Here is a 21,539-nt window from a genome sequence, read left to right as displayed (position 1 = left end):
ACCCTGCCAAGGGGTGGCATTTTCTTTGGATTGAATAAGGGCCGCCCGTCGCGCGTCAGACGCTCGACAAAACCTGGGACAGCGGTCAGTTCTTATTCGAATTCGTGGTCAAAGGCCTTGTTACAGACCAATTCCATTTGGTGCGGAAAGTTGGAAGGCACCGACACCTGGGTGTCTTGAAAGCCTCACGACTTACTCGACACCCGACTTCCTGCTCGCCTCCTTAATAAAGGCTGAACAGTGCCGGGAATTCAGTGCGGGCGATTGTAGATAGGTAGCGCCCTATACACCATGTCTTATCCCGAAATAATTTTTATCCGTTCGAGCAACAATCCATCGCCATTTTTGCAAAAGTGCCGCATGTTATCGAAATCGATTCTCAACAAAAACACCAAATTTTGTAGGTGTACACGCCTCAGTTCAGACAGCTCTGAAGGCATTTCCTGAATGCCGGATCAGCGCAAAGCCCGATACCCCAAGGCTTCTGGCCATTTGCCTGCGCTTGTTAAAACTGCCTGATCTGGCACACGCGTGCAAAAGCCAAAATTCAATGAAACTGACCAATCCTTTTTTGTAACAGCGCACCAATCCGTGTCGCTGCGACGGCCTGCGACACGGTCTGTGTGACAACATGTCGCACATCTGCCGCACCCTCCCTTGCCGTTCGTCACGGTGTTTTCACAAACACCCTGAAATGCAAAACGCCCCGATTTGCTGAACCGCAAATCGGGGCGTTTTCTGTATCGGCCAATCAGCCGAATAGTTGACTCAGCGCAGTGCTTTTCGGTTACGCGAGGTCAGCAGTGGCACCAGAATCACCACCAGCACGAACGCCACCAGCGCCCATTGCGCCAGCGACAGACCGAGGATCGGCGGGTAAGGGGTCGAGCAGAAACCGTCGACCTGGAAGCCCAGCGGGAAGATCTTCGCCAGCGGCAGATCATCGACAATCGGCTGCAACACATCGATACCGCAGCTCACCGCCGGATAGAACTGGGTGTACACGTGATGCCCCGCCACGCCGGCACCGGCAATCGCGCAAATCACCACCAGCGCTTCGAACACGGTGATGCTGCGTTTGGTCCGCATGGCCGCGCCAATGAACGCGAACAGCGCGATCAGCAGCAACGCATAGCGCTGCAAGATGCACAGTGGGCACGGCGCTTCGCCGAGCACTATCTGCATGTACAGCGCGCCACCAATCAGCGCCAGGCAGATGATGCCCAGCAGCACCAGAAAGCGCCGCTCACGTCCCAGTCGAATCGTTTCCTCGCTCATCGCGTTTCCCTTATATGTCCATGGTTCAGCTGGCCGGCGGCTGCGCTTGCAGTTGCGCCATCAGGCTGATGTTGTCTTCGATATGCCAATTGGCCGCAATGCGACCGTTGTCGATCTGATAGATATCGGTTGCCCGGAAGTCTACACGCTGACCCTGCCCTTTGAGAGCCTTGAACGTGCCAGTGAAATGCCCGCGAAAGTGCAAATGCACTACCACGCGATCACCGGCGACGATCATTTGCTCGATCTCGCAACTCAAGTCCGGCACCGCCGTGCGAAAAAACTTCGACGCCAGCAATGGCCCGGTCGGCCCCTGCACCCGGCCTTCGGGTGGGGTCTTGTCGACAAATTGCGGCGACAAGGCGGCGGTGGCCAAGGCCTCTTCACCGCTGTTCCAGAAACTGCCATAACGCCGCGCCGCCAGCTCCATGGCTTGCGCCTGTGCCTTGGGCAGGCTCTGATCGACAATCAGGGTCTGCGGTTTGATCAAGGCCGATTCGGCAGAGGCAAACGGACTGGCCAGCAAAGCGGCCGACAGGCCCAGAGCGGCAAGGCTGAAATGACGGGACAAGGTGAGGTGCGACATGAGGGCGATCCTGATCAGGTAAACGAACGAGCGCCTATCATCAGCATCGGGGAATAAACGATAAACCGGTTAAGAAACGATTAACCTTTAAACACTTTTTACGAATCAGGACCGTGTAACGGCAAATCGCGAGCAGGCTCGCTCCCACATTGGATCTGCGTTGAACACAAATCCTGTGGGAGCGAGCCTGCTCGCGAATGAAGGCGACGCGGTTTCAGATCACTCCAAAGCAGCAGCCGGCCCGAAGAACTCATACCGGCTCTGCTTCTCCGGCACACCCAGTGCTTTCAAATGGCGCTTGATCGCCCCCATGAAACCTTTCGGCCCAAGGAAGTAAGCGTCGACATCACGCTGCGCCGGCAGCCACTCGCCGAGCAACTCCTCGCTCAACAGGCCGACCTTGTCCGCCGCCGGGCTCACGCCATCATCTTCGGCGTAGCAGTAGAAACGCTTGAGCTGTGGATGACGTTCGGCCAACTCATCAATCCAGTCGCGGAACGCGTGGACGCTGCCATTGCGCGCGCAGTGGATAAAATGCACCGGACGCTCAGTCTCCAGCGCCGATTCCAGCATCGCCAGCGTCGGGGTGATGCCGACACCGCCACTGATAAGCACCAGCGGCTTGTCGCTGGCGGTCAGGGTGAACTCACCCGATGGCGGGAACAACTGAATGCTCGCGCCGACATGCAGTTGATCGTGCAAATGATTGGAGGCACGGCCCCCCGGTTCGCGTTTGACGCTGATGCGGTACTGACCGTTGTTCGCCAGTGCCGACAGCGAGTAGTTGCGGCGGATTTCTTCACCGTCGAGGATCAGCTTCATACCGATGTACTGACCCGGCTCGGCTGCGAGGATCGGGCCTTTGTCCGCTGGCTCGAAGTAGAACGAAATGATTTCCGCGCTCTCCTCGACCTTGGCCGCCACAATGAACTCCCGCGCCCCGCGCCAGCCGCCGACGGCTTGCTCTTTCTGGTCGTAGATGGCGGTTTCGGCGCCGATCAGGATATCAGCCAGTTGCCCGTAAGCCGCGCCCCAGGCACTCATCACTTCTGGCGTGGCGATCTCTTCGCCGAGCACTTCGGAGATAGCGCGCAGCAGGCAGGCACCCACAATCGGGTAGTGTTCCGGGAGGATTTGCAGAGCTACGTGCTTGTTGATGATCTTCGCCACCAGATCGCCCAACTGGTCGAGCTGATCGATATGCCGCGCGTACATCAACACGCCGTTGGCCAAGGCACGCGGTTGGTCGCCGCTGGCCTGGTGGGCCTGGTTGAACAACGGGCGGACTTCCGGGTATTCGGCGAGCATCATGCGGTAGAAATGCGTGATCAGCGCCTCACCGCCGCTTTCCAGCAGAGGCACGGTGGATTTGACGATGGCACGATCCTGGACGCTAAGCATAAGGTTGACTCCTGAGCTTCATTTAAAAGTTACCTAAGGCTTATCAGTTTCCATGCCAATTAATTTATTCATATATATCAGTATCTTAAAATCATAGTAGTCAAATCGACTCAAAGCTCTTTATAGTCATCCCGACTACATCTTGTCTCTTTGACTACAAGACCATGACTGCCAAATCCCTGCTCACCGCTTTGCTTCCCCTCGTATCCGACCTCTCACGCGAACTGCCCGAGGGTGAACGCTACCGACGCCTGCTCGAAGCCATGCGCGCCCTGCTGCCGTGCGATGCCGCCGCGTTGTTGCGCCTCGACGGTGAATCGCTGGTGCCGCTGGCAGTCGATGGTTTGAGCACCGACACCCTGGGCCGGCGCTTCAAAGTCAGCGAGCATCCACGCTTTGAAGTGTTGTTGGCAGGCAGAGGCCCGACCCGGTTTGCCGCCGACAGCGACTTGCCTGATCCCTACGACGGTCTGGTCGACGGCCTCGACGATCACCTCGAAGTTCACGACTGCCTCGGCTGCCCGTTGTTTGTCGATGAAAAACTCTGGGGTCTGATCACCCTCGATGCCCTCGACCCCGAGCGTTTCGAGCCGATCGAACTGGACGCTTTGCAAGCCTTCGCCAGCCTCGCCTCGGCCACGGTCAACGCCGCCGAGCGCATCGAACGGCTGGCAATCCGCGCTGAAGACGAGCACCAGCGCGCCGAGGTCTACCGTCAGGCCAGCGGTCAGCAGAACCGCGAAATGATCGGCCAGAGCAAGGCGCATAAACATCTGGTGGAAGAAATCAATCTGGTCGGCGGCAGCGATCTGACCGTGTTGATCACGGGTGAAACCGGGGTTGGCAAAGAGCTGGTGGCTCAGGCGATCCATGCAGCCTCCAAGCGTGCCGACAAACCGATCATCAGCCTCAACTGCGCCGCACTGCCCGACACACTGGTGGAAAGCGAACTGTTCGGCCACGTGCGCGGCGCCTTCACCGGCGCCACCAGCGACCGCCGAGGCAAATTCGAACTGGCCAATGGCGGCACGCTGTTTCTCGATGAAGTCGGCGAGCTGTCGCTGACCGTACAGGCCAAGTTGTTGCGGGTCCTGCAAAGCGGCCAGTTGCAGCGTTTGGGTTCGGACAAGGAACATCAGGTCGACGTACGCCTGATCGCCGCGACCAACCGCGATCTGGCGGAAGAAGTGCGCAGTGGCCGCTACCGGGCCGACTTTTATCATCGTCTGAGCGTGTACCCGTTGCGGGTGCCGGCCCTGCGTGATCGCGGGCGGGATGTGCTGTTGCTCAGCGGTTTCTTCCTCGAACAGAACCGCTCGCGCATGGGCCTTAATAGCCTGCGGCTGACCAGCGACGCTCAGGAAGCCCTGCTCGCCTACACTTGGCCGGGCAACGTACGTGAGCTGGAACACTTGATCGGGCGCAGTGCGTTGAAGGCTTTGGGCAACTGCAAGGTGCGGCCGAAAATCCTCAGTCTGAGTGCGGCAGATCTGGATTTGCCGCGCGAGGTTGTGGATAACTCGCCCGAGCCGATTGCCGGGATTGTCGCGGCGATGCCGTTGATCAGCGGGGATTTGCGCAGCGCGACCGAGGAATATCAGCGGCGGTTGATCAGTGCGGCGCTGGAACGCAATCAGGATAACTGGGCGAGTGCGGCGCGGGAGTTGGGGCTTGATAGAGCCAACCTCGGACGGATGGCCAAGCGGTTGGGGATGAAAAGCTAAGCCCCCCACCCGACAACTGACCTAAAGCCCACCCCATTAACGCCGATAACCCGGCATCAATAGTTTCTGGCGATTTGCACCCTCGCCCACCACCTTTTCCACAGAAGGTTTATATGTCTTCCACCAAAGCCCGCGCAGACTCACTTTCGCTTCTGCTGTTTACCTTGCGCAGCGGCAAGCTGATGGCGATCAACCTGCTGAAAGTCAGTGAAATCATCCCCTGCCCGCCGCTGACCAAAATGCCGGAGTCGCACCCGCACGTTAAAGGCATTGCGACCCTGCGCGGCGCCTCGTTGTCGGTGATCGACCTCAGCCGCGCCATCGGCGAGCGTCCACTGGAAGACCCGAACGGCGGCTGCCTGATCGTCACCGACGTCAGCCGTTCGAAGCAGGGGCTGCACGTCCAGGCGGTGAGCAAGATAGTCCATTGCCTGACCACCGACATCAAGCCACCGCCGTTCGGTTCCGGCGGCTCGCGGGCCTACATCACTGGCGTGACCTCAGTGGACGGCACACTGGTGCAAGTGCTGGACATCGAAAAAGTCATCCACAGCATTGCCCCGGCGCAGATCGAAATGGCGCCGACCGACCTGTCCATGGAAGACGCCGATGTACTCGGCAACGCGCGGATTCTGGTGGTCGACGACAGCCAGGTGGCGCTGCAGCAATCGGTGCACACCCTGCGCAACCTGGGCCTGCAATGCCACACCGCGCGTAGCGCCAAGGAAGCCATCGACTGCCTGCTCGACCTGCAAGGCACGGCGCAACAGATCAACCTGATCGTCTCCGACATCGAAATGTCCGAGATGGACGGCTACGCCTTCACCCGCACCCTGCGTGAAACCCCGGACTTCGCTCACCTTTATGTGCTGCTGCACACCTCGCTCGACAGCGCGATGAACAGCGAAAAAGCCCGACTGGCCGGGGCCAACGCGGTGCTGACCAAGTTCTCCTCGCCGGAACTGACCCAACGCCTGATCGAAGCGGCCAAGCACGTCGCCGCCAACGGCCACTGAGTGTTGGGCGAGACCTACTGCTTTTTGATGCGGCGCGATCTGCAAGCAGATGTGCCGGAAATGGTCTGGCCGGAGGGTGTTGAGATCAGCACTTACCGGCCGGAGTTGGCTTTGGCTGTGCATCACCTCATGCAACTCGGTCACCGGGAAGGTGGGGGGCGAGTGCCAGATCTCGACACCTGGCAACGGCGCTTTGAAAGCGATCCGGAGTATGACCCGGCGCTGTGTTTCATTGCTCGTGATGCCGAGGGCGTGGTCGGTGTGGTGCAGTGCTGGACCAGTTCATATATCAAAAATCTGGTGGTGCATCCGCGCGCTCAAGGCCGAGGTTTGGGTCGGGCGCTGCTGTTGAATGCATTCAAAACTTTTCAGCAGCGGCGCGAAGGATTTGTTGATTTGAAGGTGCTGGAAGATAACGTTCGGGCGCAGCGGTTGTATGAAAGTGCCGGGATGTATTTCGTTCGCCGGGAACTTGTTCCCGCCTGATAAACCGCCATCGCCAGCAACTTCCAGCCCTCAGGCATACTCCAACCTTGGTCATTACAAGGATGCCCCAACCATGAAAGCCGTTACCGCAAGCCTGCTCTGCCTCACCGCCCTCGCCTCCCAAGCCCACGCATCAAGCCCCGACGCATGGGCCGCCTACGACAAAACCGTGCTCGCCAGTTGCACCAAGGCCAGCGGCCTGAAAAACGCCAAACCCGTCGGCACCCCCGCACAATTCGACGACCGCGTCGGCTACACCGCCGTGTTGCTGCAAGGCCAATACCCGCAAAAACACATGAAAGGCCAGCAAGGCACCGAACTGTGCCTGTACAACAAAAAGTCGAAAACCGCGTTCGTCACCGAGTGGGACTCGATCCGACCAACCGCCAAAGCCCAGTGAATGGCGCATAACTTGCTTCGATCCGGGTCTGCACGGCGATTTTCTGCCGCCGATTCACACCCTGATTGAAGATTGATCGTTCAATGACTACGACGTTTTCCTGCGTAGGTTGCGGCAAATGCTGCACTGACCATCATGTGCCCCTGACCCTGGCCGAAGCCCGCATGTGGGCGGCGGACGGCGGCCAGGTTATCGTGCTGGCAGAGGCTTTTCTCGGCAACGGTCTGGGCTTGCCGGCGCAGCAACGTGAACACGCCGAGCGGCGTTCGGCGCTGGTACGCAGCGGCGCATCGGACGTGCACGTGGCGATCACCTTTGCCGCGTACAACGTCGGCCCTTGTCGGAATCTTGACGAAGACAAGCTTTGTCGCATCTACGAGCGTCGGCCTTTGGTGTGTCGAATTTATCCGGCGGAAATCAATCCGCATATCCCGCCCAACCCTGCAGCCAAGGATTGCCCGCCAGAGTCATGGGAACAGGGGCCGGCGCTGATCGTCGGTGGCGAATTGGTTGATCAGGAACTGATTGAACTGATTCAGCGCTCAAGGCAGGCGGATCGCGATGACATTCGGCTCAAGGATGCGATTTGTGCCGCATTGGGGATTCGTACCACGGCGCTCAAGGGCGACGGGTTCACGGCGTATCTGCCGAATATGGACGCTTTTGCAGCGGTGATTGATCAGGTGAGTGCGCAGCCACTGAGCGAAGCATCGAGTGAATGGCTGTTTCATTTGTCTGGCGATGATGTCGCCGGGCAGGTACTCGCGGCCGGGGCGCAAGTGGTGACGGAGCCGGCGCAGACGTACGCGTTTATTTCTCTGCGGGTGGCTTGATCCAGATGCTGCGAATCACCGGCATTTAGCCATCAACCGCCAGTGCCCAGAGACGAGACGGTCGATGGAGAAAGCTTCGATGACTCAGCGTCGAGCCACCGCCAGGCACTCAAGCTCCACTTTTGCGCCCGGCACCACCAGTTTTTTGCCGGCGAATGTAGTGCGCGCCGGTAAGCGGTCAGCCGGGAAATAACCGCGATACACCTCGTTCATGCCGGCGAAATCCTTGACGTCAGTCAGAATCACCGTGCATTTGGCGACGTGATACAGCGATGAACCGCTGCTGTGCAAAGCGCTACGCAGGTTCTCCATCACTTGAGTCATCTGCGGGCGAATGCCCCCTTTAGTCAGCTCGCCTTTGTCATTGAGCCCCAGCACGCCGGATAAGTAGATCGTGTCTCCAATCCTGACCGAATCAGAGAACGGAAACCCTTCGGCATTGGGCTGATAACGAAGTGACTCTTCAAAGGCGGGCGGAAGGTACCCTTCGGTAATCACTTGATACACACCATTGAGCTTCAGACGTTCAAGGGCGGCGTTCAGGTCATCGCGCAGTTTACTGTCGGTTTTGCGCACAGCCATGGCCACGCCGGTGCCCAGCATCGGATCCTTGAGCGGCGGACCTGCAAATTCAAATGCTTCACCCCGAGAATGCCGCAGCAGCGCCTCAGTGATTTCGATGGAGTCTTGCAGAGTGGCATCTATCTCGCCGGTCAGGAGGCTGGCGATCAGCTGGTCGTTGAACTGAAAACTGCGCACCGTCACGCCAGACGGCGCCCATCGTTCCCTGGCGAACGCTTCACGGCTGGTGCCGGCCAGCACGCCGATACGTTTACCTTCGAGGGACCGGACATCCGGTTGCAGGTTGGAACCCTTGCGCGCGACCAATTGGCTGCTCAGCGGGTAGAGATTGTCAGTGAAGTCAATTCGCTCACGACGCGCCGCCGTGGCGGTCATCGGCATGATCACATCGAAGCGATTGTCCTCAAGTGCCGCGATGTTGGTCGCGTAATCCTGATCGACCCAGACGCAGCGCTTTTGCAACTCCGCGCACAACGCATTGCCCAGTTCGATGTTCAGCCCGACCAGCTCACCTTTATCGTTTCGGCTTTCAAATGGAGGAACAAGGGGCTCAACGCCGAAACGAATCGTCGGTTCAACCGCTGAGGACACGCAACCGCTGGTCAGGGCTAACACCGACAAGATGGAAATGATTTTTGCCAGAGACATTGAGATGACCTTCATCAAAGCATTCACAAGGGCATGAATCTTCGACGAGAGGTCATCGGAATTCCCAGAAGACGGATCGCTTATCCGTGTGGGAATAGTCTCTTTCTGAGAGAGAAACTCAGCGCTTGCCCATCGAACGACGGGTACCCGGCGGGGCCATGCCCGGGGTCTTGGTGTGACCGTTCTTGGCGCCGTTCTTGTACCACGGCTGGTTCGAGTCTTTGGCAGCGGCCAGTTCGCCCGGTTTGAACGGGAACTTGAACGCCGGGATCTCGGCTTTGGATTCGCTGGCGTCGGCCAGTTCAGCCGGGACATCGCTCACGGCGTCGTCAACCGGCGGTTGGATCGGGGAAGTCATGAAAGCTCCGCAAAACAAAAAGTCGCGCCCGGTAAGTGAGCCGCGAAGGCGCGCAGTATACCTGCGCGTCACGGGTCAGCACCTGAAGATTTGCAGCGTACGCCGAACGGTTTACAGGTACGTGATGGTGACGATGCCTTTATCGGTCGAGGTCTTCAACGGCTCAAAGGTCATGGTCATTGGCAGCGCTTCATGGCTGCACGCGTTGCGGTACGTGTCGACGTCGAGCTTCAGACCGGGCTTGAGCTCGATCTGGCGAGACTCGCTGGAGCTCAACGTGCCGACTCGCCCTACTTCACAGGCGGAATCGACGATCTGCCCGATAAAGCGGATTTCACCGGAGGTGGTTTGAGGGGCGGCCGAGACAGTGAGCGGAGACAGAACAAACACACTGAAAATGACGGTTATTAGCTTCATGGCAGGACACTCCCGTAGAGACCCACGCGGTGAAACGACTGGGCTATACACTTGTATCCGCTGCTGGGGGCGGATCTTGAGGAGCTTAGTAGGGGCAGCGCAGAAGAGTCCTGATTTGGGAATGATCAGTCCTTTTTTAGGACTGTTCAGTGGTGAGTTTGCATGTTGGTTCACAGGTTAGTGATGTTGTGTCATTTCAGCCGTCTTCGCGAGCAGGCTCACTCCCACAATTGGAATGCGTACTCCTGTGGGAGCCAGCCTGCTGGCGAAGAACGATAACGCGGACTCAGGTCTGCGGATCAACCCTATCCAACGCCCGGTTAACTGCCAACTCAGCCAGCATGATGATCTGCTGGATGCCGAGCGCCGTGTTGCGCTGTAAACCGCTTAACTCATTGGCGAAATTGCTGGTCGCCGCACTGGCGGACGCCAACGACTCACAGGCGTGGGCGAGCAGACTTTCGGTGTCGATGTTGGGACAGACCATGAACATGGTGCTGGGTCTTCGTGGTTTCGAGGGTTCGGGACAGAGGTAGAAATCGAGGGCGCGTTTTATGGCCTCGTGGTTTTTGATGCGGTCTTCGGCGCGGATGGCGTCGGCGAGGGGGGTGGATGTTTCTGGTGGATCCGGAATTAATTTATCCATCGAATGATTCCTTAAGCGTTGGAGCCACTTAATCCCGATCTCACTCGAAGAAGAGGTGGCAGCTATGTACGGAGTGAGATCACCGGAGAACCACCCAAACCCGGCCAGACCGAAGTCTGCCCGCACATAGCCGCCATAAAAAATGCTGACAGCACTAGCTGGCCGCGATTATGGGGGCAGTTGTCTTGGGTGCCAAATCGGGGATCTCACCTCCCGATCGCTGAGTTGTCAGCGACAGCCAAAGACTAGAGAGCGCACGTCCGACGGACAACCTGAAAACCTTGTGGGAAGGTTCTGGTGAATTGAGCCATTTTTAAACAGACCAGAAAGGTCGGGTGACTGGATAGGCCTCATCGCCAGCAGGCTGGCTCCCACAATGAATTGATACACCCCGCCCGCGGCGCATGCCGCCCCACTCAACACAATGAGCGTTAGCTCGAGTACCGCTTTTGATCTCAGAGCCCGTCGGCAGGCTGAGCGGAGGGATTGATCCGGGGGTGGGAGCGCAGCGACCGTTCGACGAAGTCGAACACATCGAAAGGAGGCGCAGCGAAGCAAACCGGAAGCGATGCGCCCGGATCAATTCCGGAGCGAAGGAACCCGAGCCACAGCGAGGGCCGAACGTCAGGGCAAAGCCTTTTTGGTTACTTTTTCGGCGTCTGGAAAAAGTGACCCGCCGTAAGGGCGGAACCCTAATCAGCAACACCCGCAGCAACGGATATACACCCAACCCCAAAACCCCCACCAAACTGACAGCGCCGTCAGTTTCCGGTCACCCTCCTGACCCCCAAACAAGTTTATAACTACCCAACCTGCCCAAACTCCATACCCTTGGCGCCCCAAAGCATGCGAATCCAAAAACACAAAGCCCTGCTAGCCACCCTACTGATCGCCTTGGTAGCCGCAGGCCTGTGGTACGCCCTGAAACCAGCCCCGACCAAACTCGCCACCCCAACCGCCATCCCGGTACGAGTCATAACCGTCAGCGAAAAAGACGTCCCCCGCTACACCAGCGGCATCGGCTCAGTCCTTTCATTACACAGCGTGGTCGTACGCCCGCAGATCGACGGCACCCTCACCAAAATCCTCGTCAAAGAAGGCCAACTGGTCAAAACCGGCGACCTGCTCGCCACCATCGACGACCGCTCAATCCGCGCCAGCCTCGACCAGACCCGCGCGCAACTGGGCGAAAGCCAGGCCCAACTGCAAGTCGCCCTGGTCAACCTCAAACGCTACAAACTGCTCAGCGTCGACGACGGCGTCTCCAAACAGACCTACGACCAGCAACAAGCGTTGGTCAACCAGCTCAAAGCCACCGCCCAGGGCAACCAGGCCTCGATCGACGCCGCGCAGGTACAACTTTCCTACACGCAGATTCGCTCCCCGGTCACCGGCCGCGTCGGGATTCGCACAGTCGACGAAGGCAACTTCCTGCGCATGACCGACACCCAGGGCCTGTTCACCGTGACCCAGATTGACCCGATCGCCGTGGAATTCTCCCTGCCCCAGCAAATGCTGCCGACCCTGCAAGGCCTGATCAACGACCCGCAACACGCGCAGGTCAAAGCCTACATCGGCGCCGACACCGACGGCGAAACCGGCAACCTGCTCGGCGAAGGTCATCTGACCCTGATCGACAACCAGATCAACGCCAACACCGGCACCATCCGCGCCAAGGCCGAATTCGACAACGCCAGCCAGAAACTCTGGCCGGGCCTGCTGGTGACGGTAAAAATTCAGACGGCTCTGGAGAAAGATGCGCTGGTCGTCCCGCCCACCGTCGTACAACGGGGCCTCGATCAACACTTCGTCTATCGCGTGAACGGCGACAAGGTCGAAGCCGTGCAAGTGCAGATGGTTTATCAGGGCAGCGGCCAGGACATCATCAAAGGCGTGAAGGCCGGTGACGTGCTGGTCACCGACGGCCAGTCGCGGCTCAAACCCGGTTCAACTGTGCAGGTCATGACCGAGCCGCCGCAGGTGGTGCAAGCGGAGCCGAAACCATGAAGGAACACACAGGGGTTTCGACGTGGTGCATTGATCACCCGGTAGCGACAATTCTGCTGACCATCGCCTTGGTGCTGGTCGGCATCATTGCCTTCCCGCGTTTACCAATTGCCCCACTGCCGGAAGCGGAATTTCCTACGATTCAGGTCTCCGCGCAGTTACCCGGCGCCAGCCCCGACACCATGGCCTCGTCCGTGGCCACGCCGTTGGAGGTGCAATTCAGCGCCATCCCCGGCATGACTCAGATGACCTCCAGCAGTGCCTTGGGCTCAACACTGCTGACCCTGCAATTCAGCCTCGACAAGAGCATCGACACCGCCGCCCAGGAAGTACAAGCGGCGATCAATACCGCCGCCGGCAAATTGCCCAAGGACATGCCGACGCTGCCGACCTGGAAGAAGGTCAACCCGGCTGACAGCCCGGTGCTGATCCTCAGTATCAGCTCGACGCAAATGCCCGGCACCGAACTCAGTGACCTGGTGGAAACCCTGCTGGCCCGTCAGATCAGTCAGATCGACGGTGTAGGCCAAATCAACATCACCGGTCAGCAACGTCCGGCGATCCGGGTGCAGGCCTCGGCGGACAAACTCGCGGCCATTGGCCTGACCCTCGCCGACATTCGCCTGGCGATCCAACAAACCAGCCTCAATCTGGCCAAGGGTGCGCTATACGGCGAATCCAGTATTTCCACGCTGTCGACCAACGATCAGTTGTTTCACCCCGAGGATTACAGCCAGCTCATCGTTTCCTACAAGGATGGTGCCCCGGTTCACCTGCGTGATGTCGCCAAAGTCGTCAACGGTTCGGAAGATGCCTACGTGCAAGCCTGGGCCGGTGATCGACCGGGGGTGAACCTGGTGATCTCGCGCCAACCGGGCGCCAACATCGTCGAAACCGTCGACCGCATTCAAGCCGCGCTGCCCGGTCTGGAAGCCATGCTGCCAGCGTCGGTGCAGGTGAAAACCCTGATCGACCGCACCCAGACCATCCGCGCCTCGCTGCATGAGGTCGAGATCACGCTGCTGATCGCGATCCTGCTGGTGGTGGCGGTGATGGCGCTGTTTCTGCGTCAGCTATCGGCGACGTTGATTGTCTCTGCAGTGCTCGGTGTGTCGCTGGTCGCCAGTTTCGCGTTGATGTACATCCTCGGCTTCAGCCTCAACAACCTGACGCTGGTGGCGATCGTGGTGGCCGTGGGGTTTGTGGTCGACGATGCGATTGTGGTGGTGGAGAACATCCACCGGCATCTGGAGGCCGGCGACGACATGCGCGAGGCCGCGATAAAAGGCGCCGGCGAGATCGGCTTCACTGTGGTCTCGATCAGTTTCTCGCTGGTGGCGGCGTTTATTCCGTTGCTGTTTATGGGCGGCGTGGTCGGGCGGTTGTTCAAGGAATTCGCCCTGACGGCAACCTCGACCATCATGATTTCCGTGGTGGTTTCGCTGACGCTGGCACCCACGCTGGCAGCGTTGTTCATGCGCAAACCGGTGCACCACGCCAGCGATAAACCGGGGTTCAGCGAACGCTTGCTCGGCTGGTACGAAAAAGGCCTGCGCCGCGCCCTCGCCCACCAGAAATTGATGATCGGCGTGTTTGGCTTGTCCCTCGCTTTGGCCGTCGCCGGTTACATCTTTATCCCCAAGGGGTTCTTCCCGATACAGGACACCGGTTTTGTCCTCGGCACCACCGAAGCCGCTGCAGATATTTCCTACGGCGACATGGTGAAAAAACACCTGGCCATGGCCGAAATCGTCGCCGCCGATCCGGCCGTGCAGGCGTTTTCCCACTCGGTGGGTGTGTCCGGGAGTAACCAGACCATTGCCAACGGTCGCTTCTGGATCGCCCTGAAAAAACGTGGTGACCGTGATGTGTCGGCCAGCCAGTTCATCGACCGAATTCGCCCACAACTGATGAAAGTCCCTGGCATCGTGCTTTATCTGCGCGCCGGCCAGGACATCAACCTCAGCTCCGGCCCGAGTCGTGCGCAGTATCAATACGTGCTCAAGAGCAACGACGGCGCGACCCTCGCCACCTGGACCCAGCGCCTGACGGAAAAACTGCGCAGCATCCCGGCGTTTCGCGATATTTCCAACGATCTGCAATTGGGCGGCAGCATCACTCACATCAGCATCGACCGCAGCGCCGCTGCGCGTTTTGGCCTGACTGCGAGTGACGTCGATGAGGCGCTGTACGACGCCTTCGGCCAACGGCAAGTCAATGAATTCCAGACTCAGGTCAACCAGTACAACGTGATTCTGGAGCTGGACACCAAGCAGCGCGGCAAGGCCGAAAGCCTCAACTATTTCTACCTGCGCTCGCCGCTGAGCGGGGAAATGGTGCCGCTGTCGGCGCTGGCCAGGTTCGACGCGCCGACCATCGGCCCGTTGTCGATTGCCCATGACGGTATGTTCCCGGCCGCCAACCTGTCGTTCAACCTCGCCCCCGGCGTGGCGTTGGGCGATGCGGTGATTCTGCTCAATCAGGCCAAGGCCGAGATCGGCATGCCGACCGCGATCAGCGGCAATTTCCAGGGTGCAGCGCAGGCGTTCCAGAGTTCGCTGGCCAGTCAGCCTTGGCTGATTCTCGCGGCGTTGGTGGCGGTGTACATCATTCTCGGTGTGCTCTACGAGAGCTTCGTGCATCCGCTGACGATCATTTCGACGCTGCCGGCGGCGGGCCTGGGTGCGGTGATCATGTTGTGGATCTGTGGCCAGGACTTTTCGATCATGGCGCTGATCGGCCTGGTGTTGCTGATCGGCATCGTCAAGAAGAACGGCATCCTGATGATCGACTTCGCCCTCGAAGCCCAACGCAACCGTGGGCTGACGCCGCAGGAAGCGATTTTCGAGGCGTGCATCACGCGGTTCCGGCCGATCATCATGACCACCCTCGCCGCCCTGCTCGGCGCGCTGCCGCTGATGCTCGGCTACGGAACCGGCGCCGAACTGCGCCAGCCGCTGGGGATCGCCGTGGTGGGCGGTTTGTTGGTGAGCCAGATGCTGACGCTGTTTACCACGCCGGTCATATACTTGTGGCTTGAGCGGCTATTTCATCGGCCCAAACCCATGCCTTTACCGGCACTGGCGACCACAGACTGAGGCGGGTCATGCGCGTTCTGATTATCGAAGACGAGGAAAAAACCGCGGATTATCTGCACCGCGGTCTGACGGAACAGGGTTACACCGTGGATCTGGCCCGCGACGGCGTCGAGGGCCTGCACCTGGCGCTGGAAAGCGACTACGCGGTGATCGTCCTCGACGTCATGCTGCCGGGCCTCGACGGCTTTGGCGTGTTGCGCGCATTGCGTGCGCGCAAGCAAACCCCGGTGATCATGCTCACCGCCCGCGAACGCGTTGAAGACCGCATCAAGGGCCTGCGCGATGGCGCCGACGATTACCTCGGCAAACCGTTTTCCTTCCTTGAACTGGTGGCGCGCCTGCAAGCGCTGACACGACGCAGCGGCTGCCATGAACCGGTGCAAGTGAGCATCGCCGACCTGTGGATAGATTTGATCAGCCGCAAGGCTACCCGTGCCGGCACGCGGCTGGATTTGACGGCCAAAGAGTTTTCCCTGCTCAGCGTTCTGGCCCGCCGTCAGGGCGAGATCCTGTCGAAAACCGCGATTGCCGAGATGGTCTGGGACATCAATTTCGACAGCGACGCCAACGTGGTCGAAGTCGCGATCAAACGCCTGCGCGCCAAGCTCGACGGGCCATTTGACGAGAAACTGCTGCACACTATCCGTGGCATGGGTTATGTGCTGGAGAGCCGCGGTGTCCAGTAATTCTATTGCCCTGCGCCTGAGCGGGATGTTCACGCTGGTGGCACTGGTGGTGTTTCTGTTGATCGGCGGCGCGCTGTATCAGCAGGTCGACAAGGGTTTGGGCCTGTTGCCGGAAGCCGAACTGGACGCGCGTTACAGCGTGCTGGAGTCGGCCCTCAACCGTTTTGGTACGCCCGAGCATTGGGTAAAGATCAACGCCAAGCTCAAGCTGCTGAGCGAAGAAGACAAACGCATTCGTTTCTGGGTGGTGAGCGGCAATCCGGGTTATGAGTTCGGCGAGCCGAATGCCGAGATCCGCGCCTTCGCCAAAGGCCCGACGGGCATGCATGACTTGAAGTTACCCGGCCAGCCTTACCCGTTGAAGGTACTGCTGACCGAGCTGCCGGCCAAGGATCAGCGCCCGCCCCTGCGCTTTATGATCGGCATCAATACCGAGACCTTTCATGAGACCCAGCACAACCTGCTGATCGCCTTGATCGGCCTGGCCATTGCCGGTGTGCTGATGGCCTCGGCACTGGGCTATTGGGTGGCGCGGATCGGCCTCAAACCGCTGATCAAACTGTCCCATGAGGCGCAACGCCTGGCACCGCCGCTGCGGGCCGGGCGCTTGCGTCTTTCGCCATTGCCACCGGAACTTGAGCAGTTTGTCGACTCGTTCAACTCGACGCTGGAACGGGTTGAACAGGCTTACTCGCGGCTGGAATCGTTCAACGCCGACGTGGCCCATGAGCTGCGCTCGCCGCTGACCAATCTGATTGGCCAGACGCAGGTAGCACTGACGCGCGGACGTTCGGCCGAGCACTACTTCGAAGTGCTGCAATCCAATCTCGAAGAGTTGGAGCGGCTGCGTTCGATCATCAACGACATGCTGTTTCTGGCCAGTGCCGATCAGGGCAACAAGGCCACCAAACTGACTTCGACGTCGTTGGCCGATGAGGTGGCAACGACTCTTGAATACCTGGATTTCATCCTCGAAGACGCGCAGGTTCAGGTGCAGGTCAGCGGCGATGCACAGGTGCAGATCGAGGTCGCGCATTTGCGACGGGCGTTGATCAATCTGCTGAGTAACGCAGTGCAGCACACTGAAGCGGGTCAGGTGATCGAGGTGCGGATCGAGGTGGAAGCGCATCAGGTCAGCATCGGCGTAGCCAACCCCGGTTCGCCGATTGCCAGCGAGCATTTGCCACGGTTGTTCGAACGGTTTTATCGGGTCGATGCTTCGCGCAGCAACAGTGGGAATAACCATGGGTTGGGATTGGCGATCGTGAAAGCGATTGCGCTGATGCATGGTGGGGATGTGTTTGTGCGCAGTGATCGGGGGATGAATACCTTCGGGATTTATTTACCGGTCTGAAAAGCCCCTCACCCTAACCCTCTCCCAGAGGGAGAGGGGACTGACCGCGTTGTTCTTTCAAGGTACGCCGACCTGAAATATCCAGTCGAACCCGGATTCTGAAAAGCCCCGGATCTGCTCCCTTTCCCCCTCGCCCCCCTGGGGGAGAGGGCTGGGGTGAGGGGGTTGCTCTTGACTACACCGCGATCTTCGACTTTTACCTTCTGCGCAACAGTCATTTATGAAAATCACGCTGTTTCCCACCGCCCGGCAACCTTATCTTTGCCCGCACCAAACAGCACTTGCCAAGCAAGAAGGTTTTCAGAATGTCCAACAGTATGGGTATTGCCAGCGCTTTCGTTTTGTCCTCATTGATCCTGTCGCCCATGGCGATGGCTGAAGAATCCCAAGCGTTCGTCGCGCAAAACAGCGCACGTGCCCAGGCGTACGATCAGCATCAGGCAGAAATGATGGCCAAGGCCAAAGACGCGACGCAGGCGCCTCAAGCTGCTGCCGCCCAGGCTCAAGCGTCCGAGAAAGACAGCTGAGTCGCGCACTGCACCGTTTCCCTCGACGCGGTTGTTTGGCTCTTCCCGTTCAACCGTCGTCATTCCAGGCCGCTGCCTTTCAGCGGCCTTTTTTCGTTGTGGTCTGAAAGCTGTTTGGTGCGTCTTTTACAACAAGAAACATCTAGCGCCTCAAGACATTGAGGTGCCGTTGACCCAAGGAGCTTTACCGCACGTGCGTTACCCAGTCCGTTACACGCCGCTGTTCATTGCAATTGCCGCAACGATTGCCCCCGCCGTTCACGCCGACGAACCCGCGCCAGAAGGCTTTGTCGAAGGCTCGAGCCTCAACCTCAACGCCCGCAACTACTACATGAATCGCAACCGCCTGCAGAAGGCGGACGACAACATCGAGTGGGGCCAGGGCTTTCTCGGCATCTTCCAGTCGGGTTACACCGAAGGCACGGTCGGTTTCGGCATGGATGCCCACGCCATGCTCGGGCTGAAACTGGATGGTGGTGGCGGCACGGACGGCTCCAGCATCCTGCCGATCAGCGATGGCAACGGCAAGGCGCCGGGGTCGTTCTCGACAGCGGGCGGCACCTTGAAAATGCGTGCGTTCGACACTGAACTGAAGGCCGGAGATCTATTCCTTACCAACCCGGTGATTGCCGGCGGTGACAGCCGCATGCTGCCGCAGACGTTTCGTGGCGTCAGCCTGACCAACCACAGCTTCGATGGCTGGTTGATTGAAGGCGGCCAAGCCAGTTTCACCAAGCCTTACAACCAGAGCGGTCACACGCGCATCGGAACTTCGTATGGCACCCTGGCCGATGGTGACGATAGCCGTCACCTGAACTGGGCCGGCGTTTCCTGGAGCGGCGTTGAAGGCCTGACCAGCAGCCTGTATGCCTCAGAGCTGAAGGACATCTGGAACCAGTACTACTACGATCTGGATTACACCTGGCAAGTGAATGATCTGGTCAGCCTCAACCCTGGCCTGCACTTTTATCACACCCAAGACACCGGCGATGCGCTGCTCGGCGACATCGACAACAACACCTACAGCCTGCATTTCACCGTCGGCATCGGCAGCCACAGCGTCACTGCCGCGTATCAGCGGGTCAACGGCAATACGCCGTTCGACTACATCAGCCAGGGCGACAGCGTTTACCTCGACAACTCCCAGCAGTACTCGGACTTCAACGGCCCCAACGAGCGTTCGTGGAAGCTCAAGTACGCCTACGACTTTGCCGGTGTCGGCGTGCCGGGGCTGACGTCGGCGGTGTCCTACTCGCGCGGTACGGTTGACCTGACCAAAGTGGACCCGGACAGCCAGGGCTACTCCAACTGGTACAGCGCCGATGGACGCAACGCCAAGCACTGGGAACGCGACATCGACCTCAAGTACGTGGTGCAAAGTGGCCAGGCCAAAGATCTGGCAGTGCGCCTGCAATGGGCCACTAACCGTGGAGGTAACGGGTACGGCGCGATTGATTCAGACACAGATGAATACCGCGTAATCATCGACTACCCGATCAACGTCTTCTAAGATCGGCGCTACAGTAAAAAGGCCAGCCTGAAGGCTGGCCTTTTTGTGTCTGCAACTACGCTTATATGACTTCCCAACCGATAACCTCATCATGATCGCGAGCCGTACCCCACACGCTTCGGGCAAAACCGGACGCCCCGAACTGCTGCTGATTTGTGGCAGCTTGCTGACCGTGATCGCGATTATCTGCATCGTCACTTTTCTATTGATTCGTGAGCACGCCAACGCTCAGGAGTCGGCCACCCGCAGTGCCAAGACCATCGCTCAGTTGATCGATGCCGACGTGCTGCGCACCGTCGAGTTGTACGACCTGACGCTGCAAGGCCTGATCGCCGCCTCGCAGCGTGATGACTTGCGCGACGTCACGCCGCAAATCCGCCATCTGGCGTTGTTCGACCGTTCGACCACCGCACGCTACAAGGGCGACATTCTGTTGCTCGACAAGCATGGCGATGTGGTTGCCGATTCTTCGCGCGTCGAACCCAAACCCGGCAACTTCGCCGACCGCGATTACTTCCTTGCCCATGCGTTCAACCGCGACACTGGCATGTTTATCAGCCGCCCGTTCAAGACCCGTTGCGACTGCGATGAAGCCAATCAATGGCGCATCAGCTTCAGCCGACGCATTTCCTCTGAAACCGGGGAATTCGTCGGCGTGGCCGTGGCTTCGTTGAAGCTCGATTACTTCGACCAGTTGTTCAACAGCCTCGACATTGGCAACAACAGCACGCTGAACATCATCGACAACGACGGTGTATTGCTGGCGCAGAAGCCGTACCTGCAAAGCGACTCCATCGGCAAAAGCTTCGGCAATCGGCCCAATGTGGTGCGGATCCTGCGCGACCCAACCGGCAATGGCAGTTTCAACAGCGTTTCGAGCATCGATTTCCAACAGCGGCTCTATACCTATTCGCGAGTCGGCAATTTGCCGTTGACGGTGATCGTCGCACTGTCCGGCGATGAAGTGTTCGGCACTTGGCGGCGCACGGCGTTACTGATCAGCGGTGCCACCGGCATACTGTGCCTCGGTCTGCTGTGGCTGACGTGGCTGCTGGCCCGGGAACTGCGCTTGCGCCACAGGGCCGAGCGCGAGCTGGCGCAACTGGCGGCCACCGATGCACTGACCGGGGTAGCCAACCGGCGGATGCTCGATCAGGCGCTGCGCCACGAGTGGTTCCGCGCCCAACGTTCGGGCAAGCCGCTGTCGGTGATGATGATCGATGCCGACCACTTCAAGGCTTTCAATGACCTCCATGGGCATCAGGCTCGCGATCAGGCGTTGCGCGAATTGGCCAAGGTGATCACGGCGAGTGTGCGACGACCGGCGGATCTGGTGGCGCGCTATGGCGGCGAAGAGTTTTCGGTGATTCTGGCCGAGACCGACAGCGCGGGCGCGCAGCAGATTGCCGAGCATATTCGTCAGGCGGTGGAGCAATTGCCGTGGCGCAACGGAGCGCAGGTGCCGATGACGGTGAGTATCGGTATTTGTGTCTGGACAGCGGCCAGTGAGATGACGCTGGAGCAGTTGTTGTTTGCGGCGGACAAGGCGTTGTATCAGGCCAAGGAAGGTGGCCGCAATCGGGTGGTAGTTGCTTCCTGAAAGTTCTGCAGCGAAGGCGCCAAGTCAGCAATACAAAAACAACAGGCATAAAAAAAGGCCATCCGAGGATGGCCTTCAAAAAACTAGAGAGGTTTTTTACTTACACGGCCGCAACAGGGCGCATGTAAGAGATTGGTGCGGTGCTGGCGTCTTCGAACGTCACCACTTCCCAAGCGTCTGTCTGCTCAATCAACTTGCGCAGCAGCTGGTTGTTCAGTGCATGACCGGACTTGAAGCCTTTGAACTCACCAATCAGGCTATTGCCCAGCAGGTACAGATCGCCAATGGCATCGAGGATCTTGTGCTTCACGAATTCGTCTTCATAGCGAAGGCCGTCTTCGTTCAGTACGCCATCGGCATCGACCACGATTGCGTTTTCAAC

20 protein-coding genes are annotated in these 21,539 nt (G+C 59.1%); 12 read left to right on the top strand and 8 right to left on the bottom strand.

Annotated elements, in window-relative coordinates; genetic code table 11:
* Positions 1-768: 768 nt before the first annotated feature.
* The 3 genes from ACIOVB_RS23850 to hmpA form a co-directional block, all read right to left on the bottom strand.
* Positions 769-1,278 (bottom strand): disulfide bond formation protein B, encoded by a 510-nt coding sequence (locus ACIOVB_RS23850; RefSeq protein WP_187677977.1) that lies wholly within the window; start codon positions 1,276-1,278, stop codon positions 769-771.
* A 25-nt stretch (positions 1,279-1,303) separates the two neighbouring features.
* Positions 1,304-1,864 (bottom strand): ester cyclase, encoded by a 561-nt coding sequence (locus ACIOVB_RS23845; RefSeq protein ID WP_187677978.1) that lies wholly within the window; start codon positions 1,862-1,864, stop codon positions 1,304-1,306.
* 219 nt (positions 1,865-2,083) lie between these two features.
* Complete coding sequence (hmpA, locus tag ACIOVB_RS23840; RefSeq protein ID WP_401271851.1) at positions 2,084-3,265, bottom strand: NO-inducible flavohemoprotein; 1,182 nt, start codon at positions 3,263-3,265, stop codon at positions 2,084-2,086.
* Positions 3,266-3,429: 164 nt separating this feature from the next.
* Here hmpA and norR point away from each other — a divergent pair, with 164 nt between their 5' ends.
* From norR to ACIOVB_RS23815, 5 genes are all read left to right on the top strand, one after another.
* Positions 3,430-4,989: a nitric oxide reductase transcriptional regulator NorR gene (norR, locus tag ACIOVB_RS23835; RefSeq protein WP_401271850.1), complete on the top strand. Its 1,560-nt coding sequence runs from the start codon at positions 3,430-3,432 to the stop codon at positions 4,987-4,989.
* A 113-nt stretch (positions 4,990-5,102) separates the two neighbouring features.
* A complete protein-coding gene (locus ACIOVB_RS23830) occupies positions 5,103-6,005 on the top strand; it encodes a chemotaxis protein CheV (RefSeq protein WP_187677981.1) in 903 nt (300 codons plus the stop codon).
* A gap of 27 nt (positions 6,006-6,032) precedes the next feature.
* Positions 6,033-6,491, top strand: coding sequence for a GNAT family N-acetyltransferase (locus ACIOVB_RS23825; RefSeq protein WP_401271852.1), 459 nt, complete (start codon positions 6,033-6,035; stop codon positions 6,489-6,491).
* A 73-nt stretch (positions 6,492-6,564) separates the two neighbouring features.
* Positions 6,565-6,891, top strand: coding sequence for a hypothetical protein (locus tag ACIOVB_RS23820; RefSeq protein WP_401271849.1), 327 nt, complete (start codon positions 6,565-6,567; stop codon positions 6,889-6,891).
* A gap of 83 nt (positions 6,892-6,974) precedes the next feature.
* The gene (locus ACIOVB_RS23815) at positions 6,975-7,724 is read left to right on the top strand and encodes a YkgJ family cysteine cluster protein (protein ID WP_401271848.1); all 750 of its coding nucleotides are present in this window, start codon (positions 6,975-6,977) and stop codon (positions 7,722-7,724) included.
* A gap of 84 nt (positions 7,725-7,808) precedes the next feature.
* Here the strand turns inward: ACIOVB_RS23815 and ACIOVB_RS23810 are convergent, their stop codons facing one another.
* The 4 genes from ACIOVB_RS23810 to ACIOVB_RS23795 all read right to left on the bottom strand — a co-directional run bounded on the left by ACIOVB_RS23810 (position 7,809) and on the right by ACIOVB_RS23795 (position 10,375).
* Complete coding sequence (locus ACIOVB_RS23810; protein WP_401271847.1) at positions 7,809-8,954, bottom strand: transporter substrate-binding domain-containing protein; 1,146 nt, start codon at positions 8,952-8,954, stop codon at positions 7,809-7,811.
* 118 nt (positions 8,955-9,072) lie between these two features.
* Positions 9,073-9,312: a hypothetical protein gene (locus ACIOVB_RS23805; RefSeq protein WP_187677985.1), complete on the bottom strand. Its 240-nt coding sequence runs from the start codon at positions 9,310-9,312 to the stop codon at positions 9,073-9,075.
* A 111-nt stretch (positions 9,313-9,423) separates the two neighbouring features.
* A complete protein-coding gene (locus tag ACIOVB_RS23800; RefSeq protein ID WP_401271846.1) occupies positions 9,424-9,729 on the bottom strand; it encodes a type 1 fimbrial protein in 306 nt (101 codons plus the stop codon).
* Between the two features lie 286 nt (positions 9,730-10,015).
* Positions 10,016-10,375 carry a DUF6124 family protein gene (locus tag ACIOVB_RS23795; protein ID WP_401271845.1) on the bottom strand — a complete coding sequence of 120 codons (360 nt, stop codon included), beginning with the start codon at positions 10,373-10,375 and terminating at the stop codon, positions 10,016-10,018.
* A gap of 846 nt (positions 10,376-11,221) precedes the next feature.
* Here ACIOVB_RS23795 and ACIOVB_RS23790 point away from each other — a divergent pair.
* From ACIOVB_RS23790 to ACIOVB_RS23760, 7 genes are all read left to right on the top strand, one after another.
* Positions 11,222-12,382: an efflux RND transporter periplasmic adaptor subunit gene (locus ACIOVB_RS23790; RefSeq protein ID WP_401271844.1), complete on the top strand. Its 1,161-nt coding sequence runs from the start codon at positions 11,222-11,224 to the stop codon at positions 12,380-12,382.
* Positions 12,379-15,480: a multidrug efflux RND transporter permease subunit gene (locus tag ACIOVB_RS23785; protein ID WP_401271843.1), complete on the top strand. Its 3,102-nt coding sequence runs from the start codon at positions 12,379-12,381 to the stop codon at positions 15,478-15,480. The genes ACIOVB_RS23790 and ACIOVB_RS23785 overlap by 4 nt, the downstream gene beginning before the upstream one ends.
* An 8-nt stretch (positions 15,481-15,488) precedes the next feature.
* Entirely contained in the window at positions 15,489-16,166 is a 678-nt protein-coding gene (locus ACIOVB_RS23780; RefSeq protein WP_401271842.1) for a heavy metal response regulator transcription factor, read from the top strand.
* Entirely contained in the window at positions 16,156-17,520 is a 1,365-nt protein-coding gene (locus tag ACIOVB_RS23775; protein WP_187677990.1) for a heavy metal sensor histidine kinase, read from the top strand. The genes ACIOVB_RS23780 and ACIOVB_RS23775 overlap by 11 nt, the downstream gene beginning before the upstream one ends.
* A gap of 305 nt (positions 17,521-17,825) precedes the next feature.
* Positions 17,826-18,047, top strand: a complete 222-nt coding sequence (locus ACIOVB_RS23770; protein ID WP_187677991.1) for a hypothetical protein — start codon at positions 17,826-17,828, stop codon at positions 18,045-18,047.
* A 193-nt stretch (positions 18,048-18,240) separates the two neighbouring features.
* Positions 18,241-19,557: an OprD family porin gene (locus ACIOVB_RS23765; protein WP_401271841.1), complete on the top strand. Its 1,317-nt coding sequence runs from the start codon at positions 18,241-18,243 to the stop codon at positions 19,555-19,557.
* 91 nt (positions 19,558-19,648) lie between these two features.
* Positions 19,649-21,157: a diguanylate cyclase gene (locus tag ACIOVB_RS23760; protein ID WP_401271840.1), complete on the top strand. Its 1,509-nt coding sequence runs from the start codon at positions 19,649-19,651 to the stop codon at positions 21,155-21,157.
* Between the two features lie 100 nt (positions 21,158-21,257).
* On the opposite strand, the gene ACIOVB_RS23755 is transcribed toward ACIOVB_RS23760, so the two are convergent.
* The coding region (locus ACIOVB_RS23755; RefSeq protein ID WP_401271839.1) for a UDP-3-O-acyl-N-acetylglucosamine deacetylase at positions 21,258-21,539 on the bottom strand (282 nt) is incomplete at its 5' end.

Origin of the sequence: Pseudomonas sp. NPDC087639 (genome assembly GCF_044743385.1) — a bacterium.
In the GTDB taxonomy this organism is placed as follows: Bacteria; Pseudomonadota; Gammaproteobacteria; order Pseudomonadales; family Pseudomonadaceae; genus Aquipseudomonas.
The sequence above is the reverse complement of the archived record's forward strand: the minus strand, read 5'-3'. Positions and strand labels throughout refer to the sequence as shown.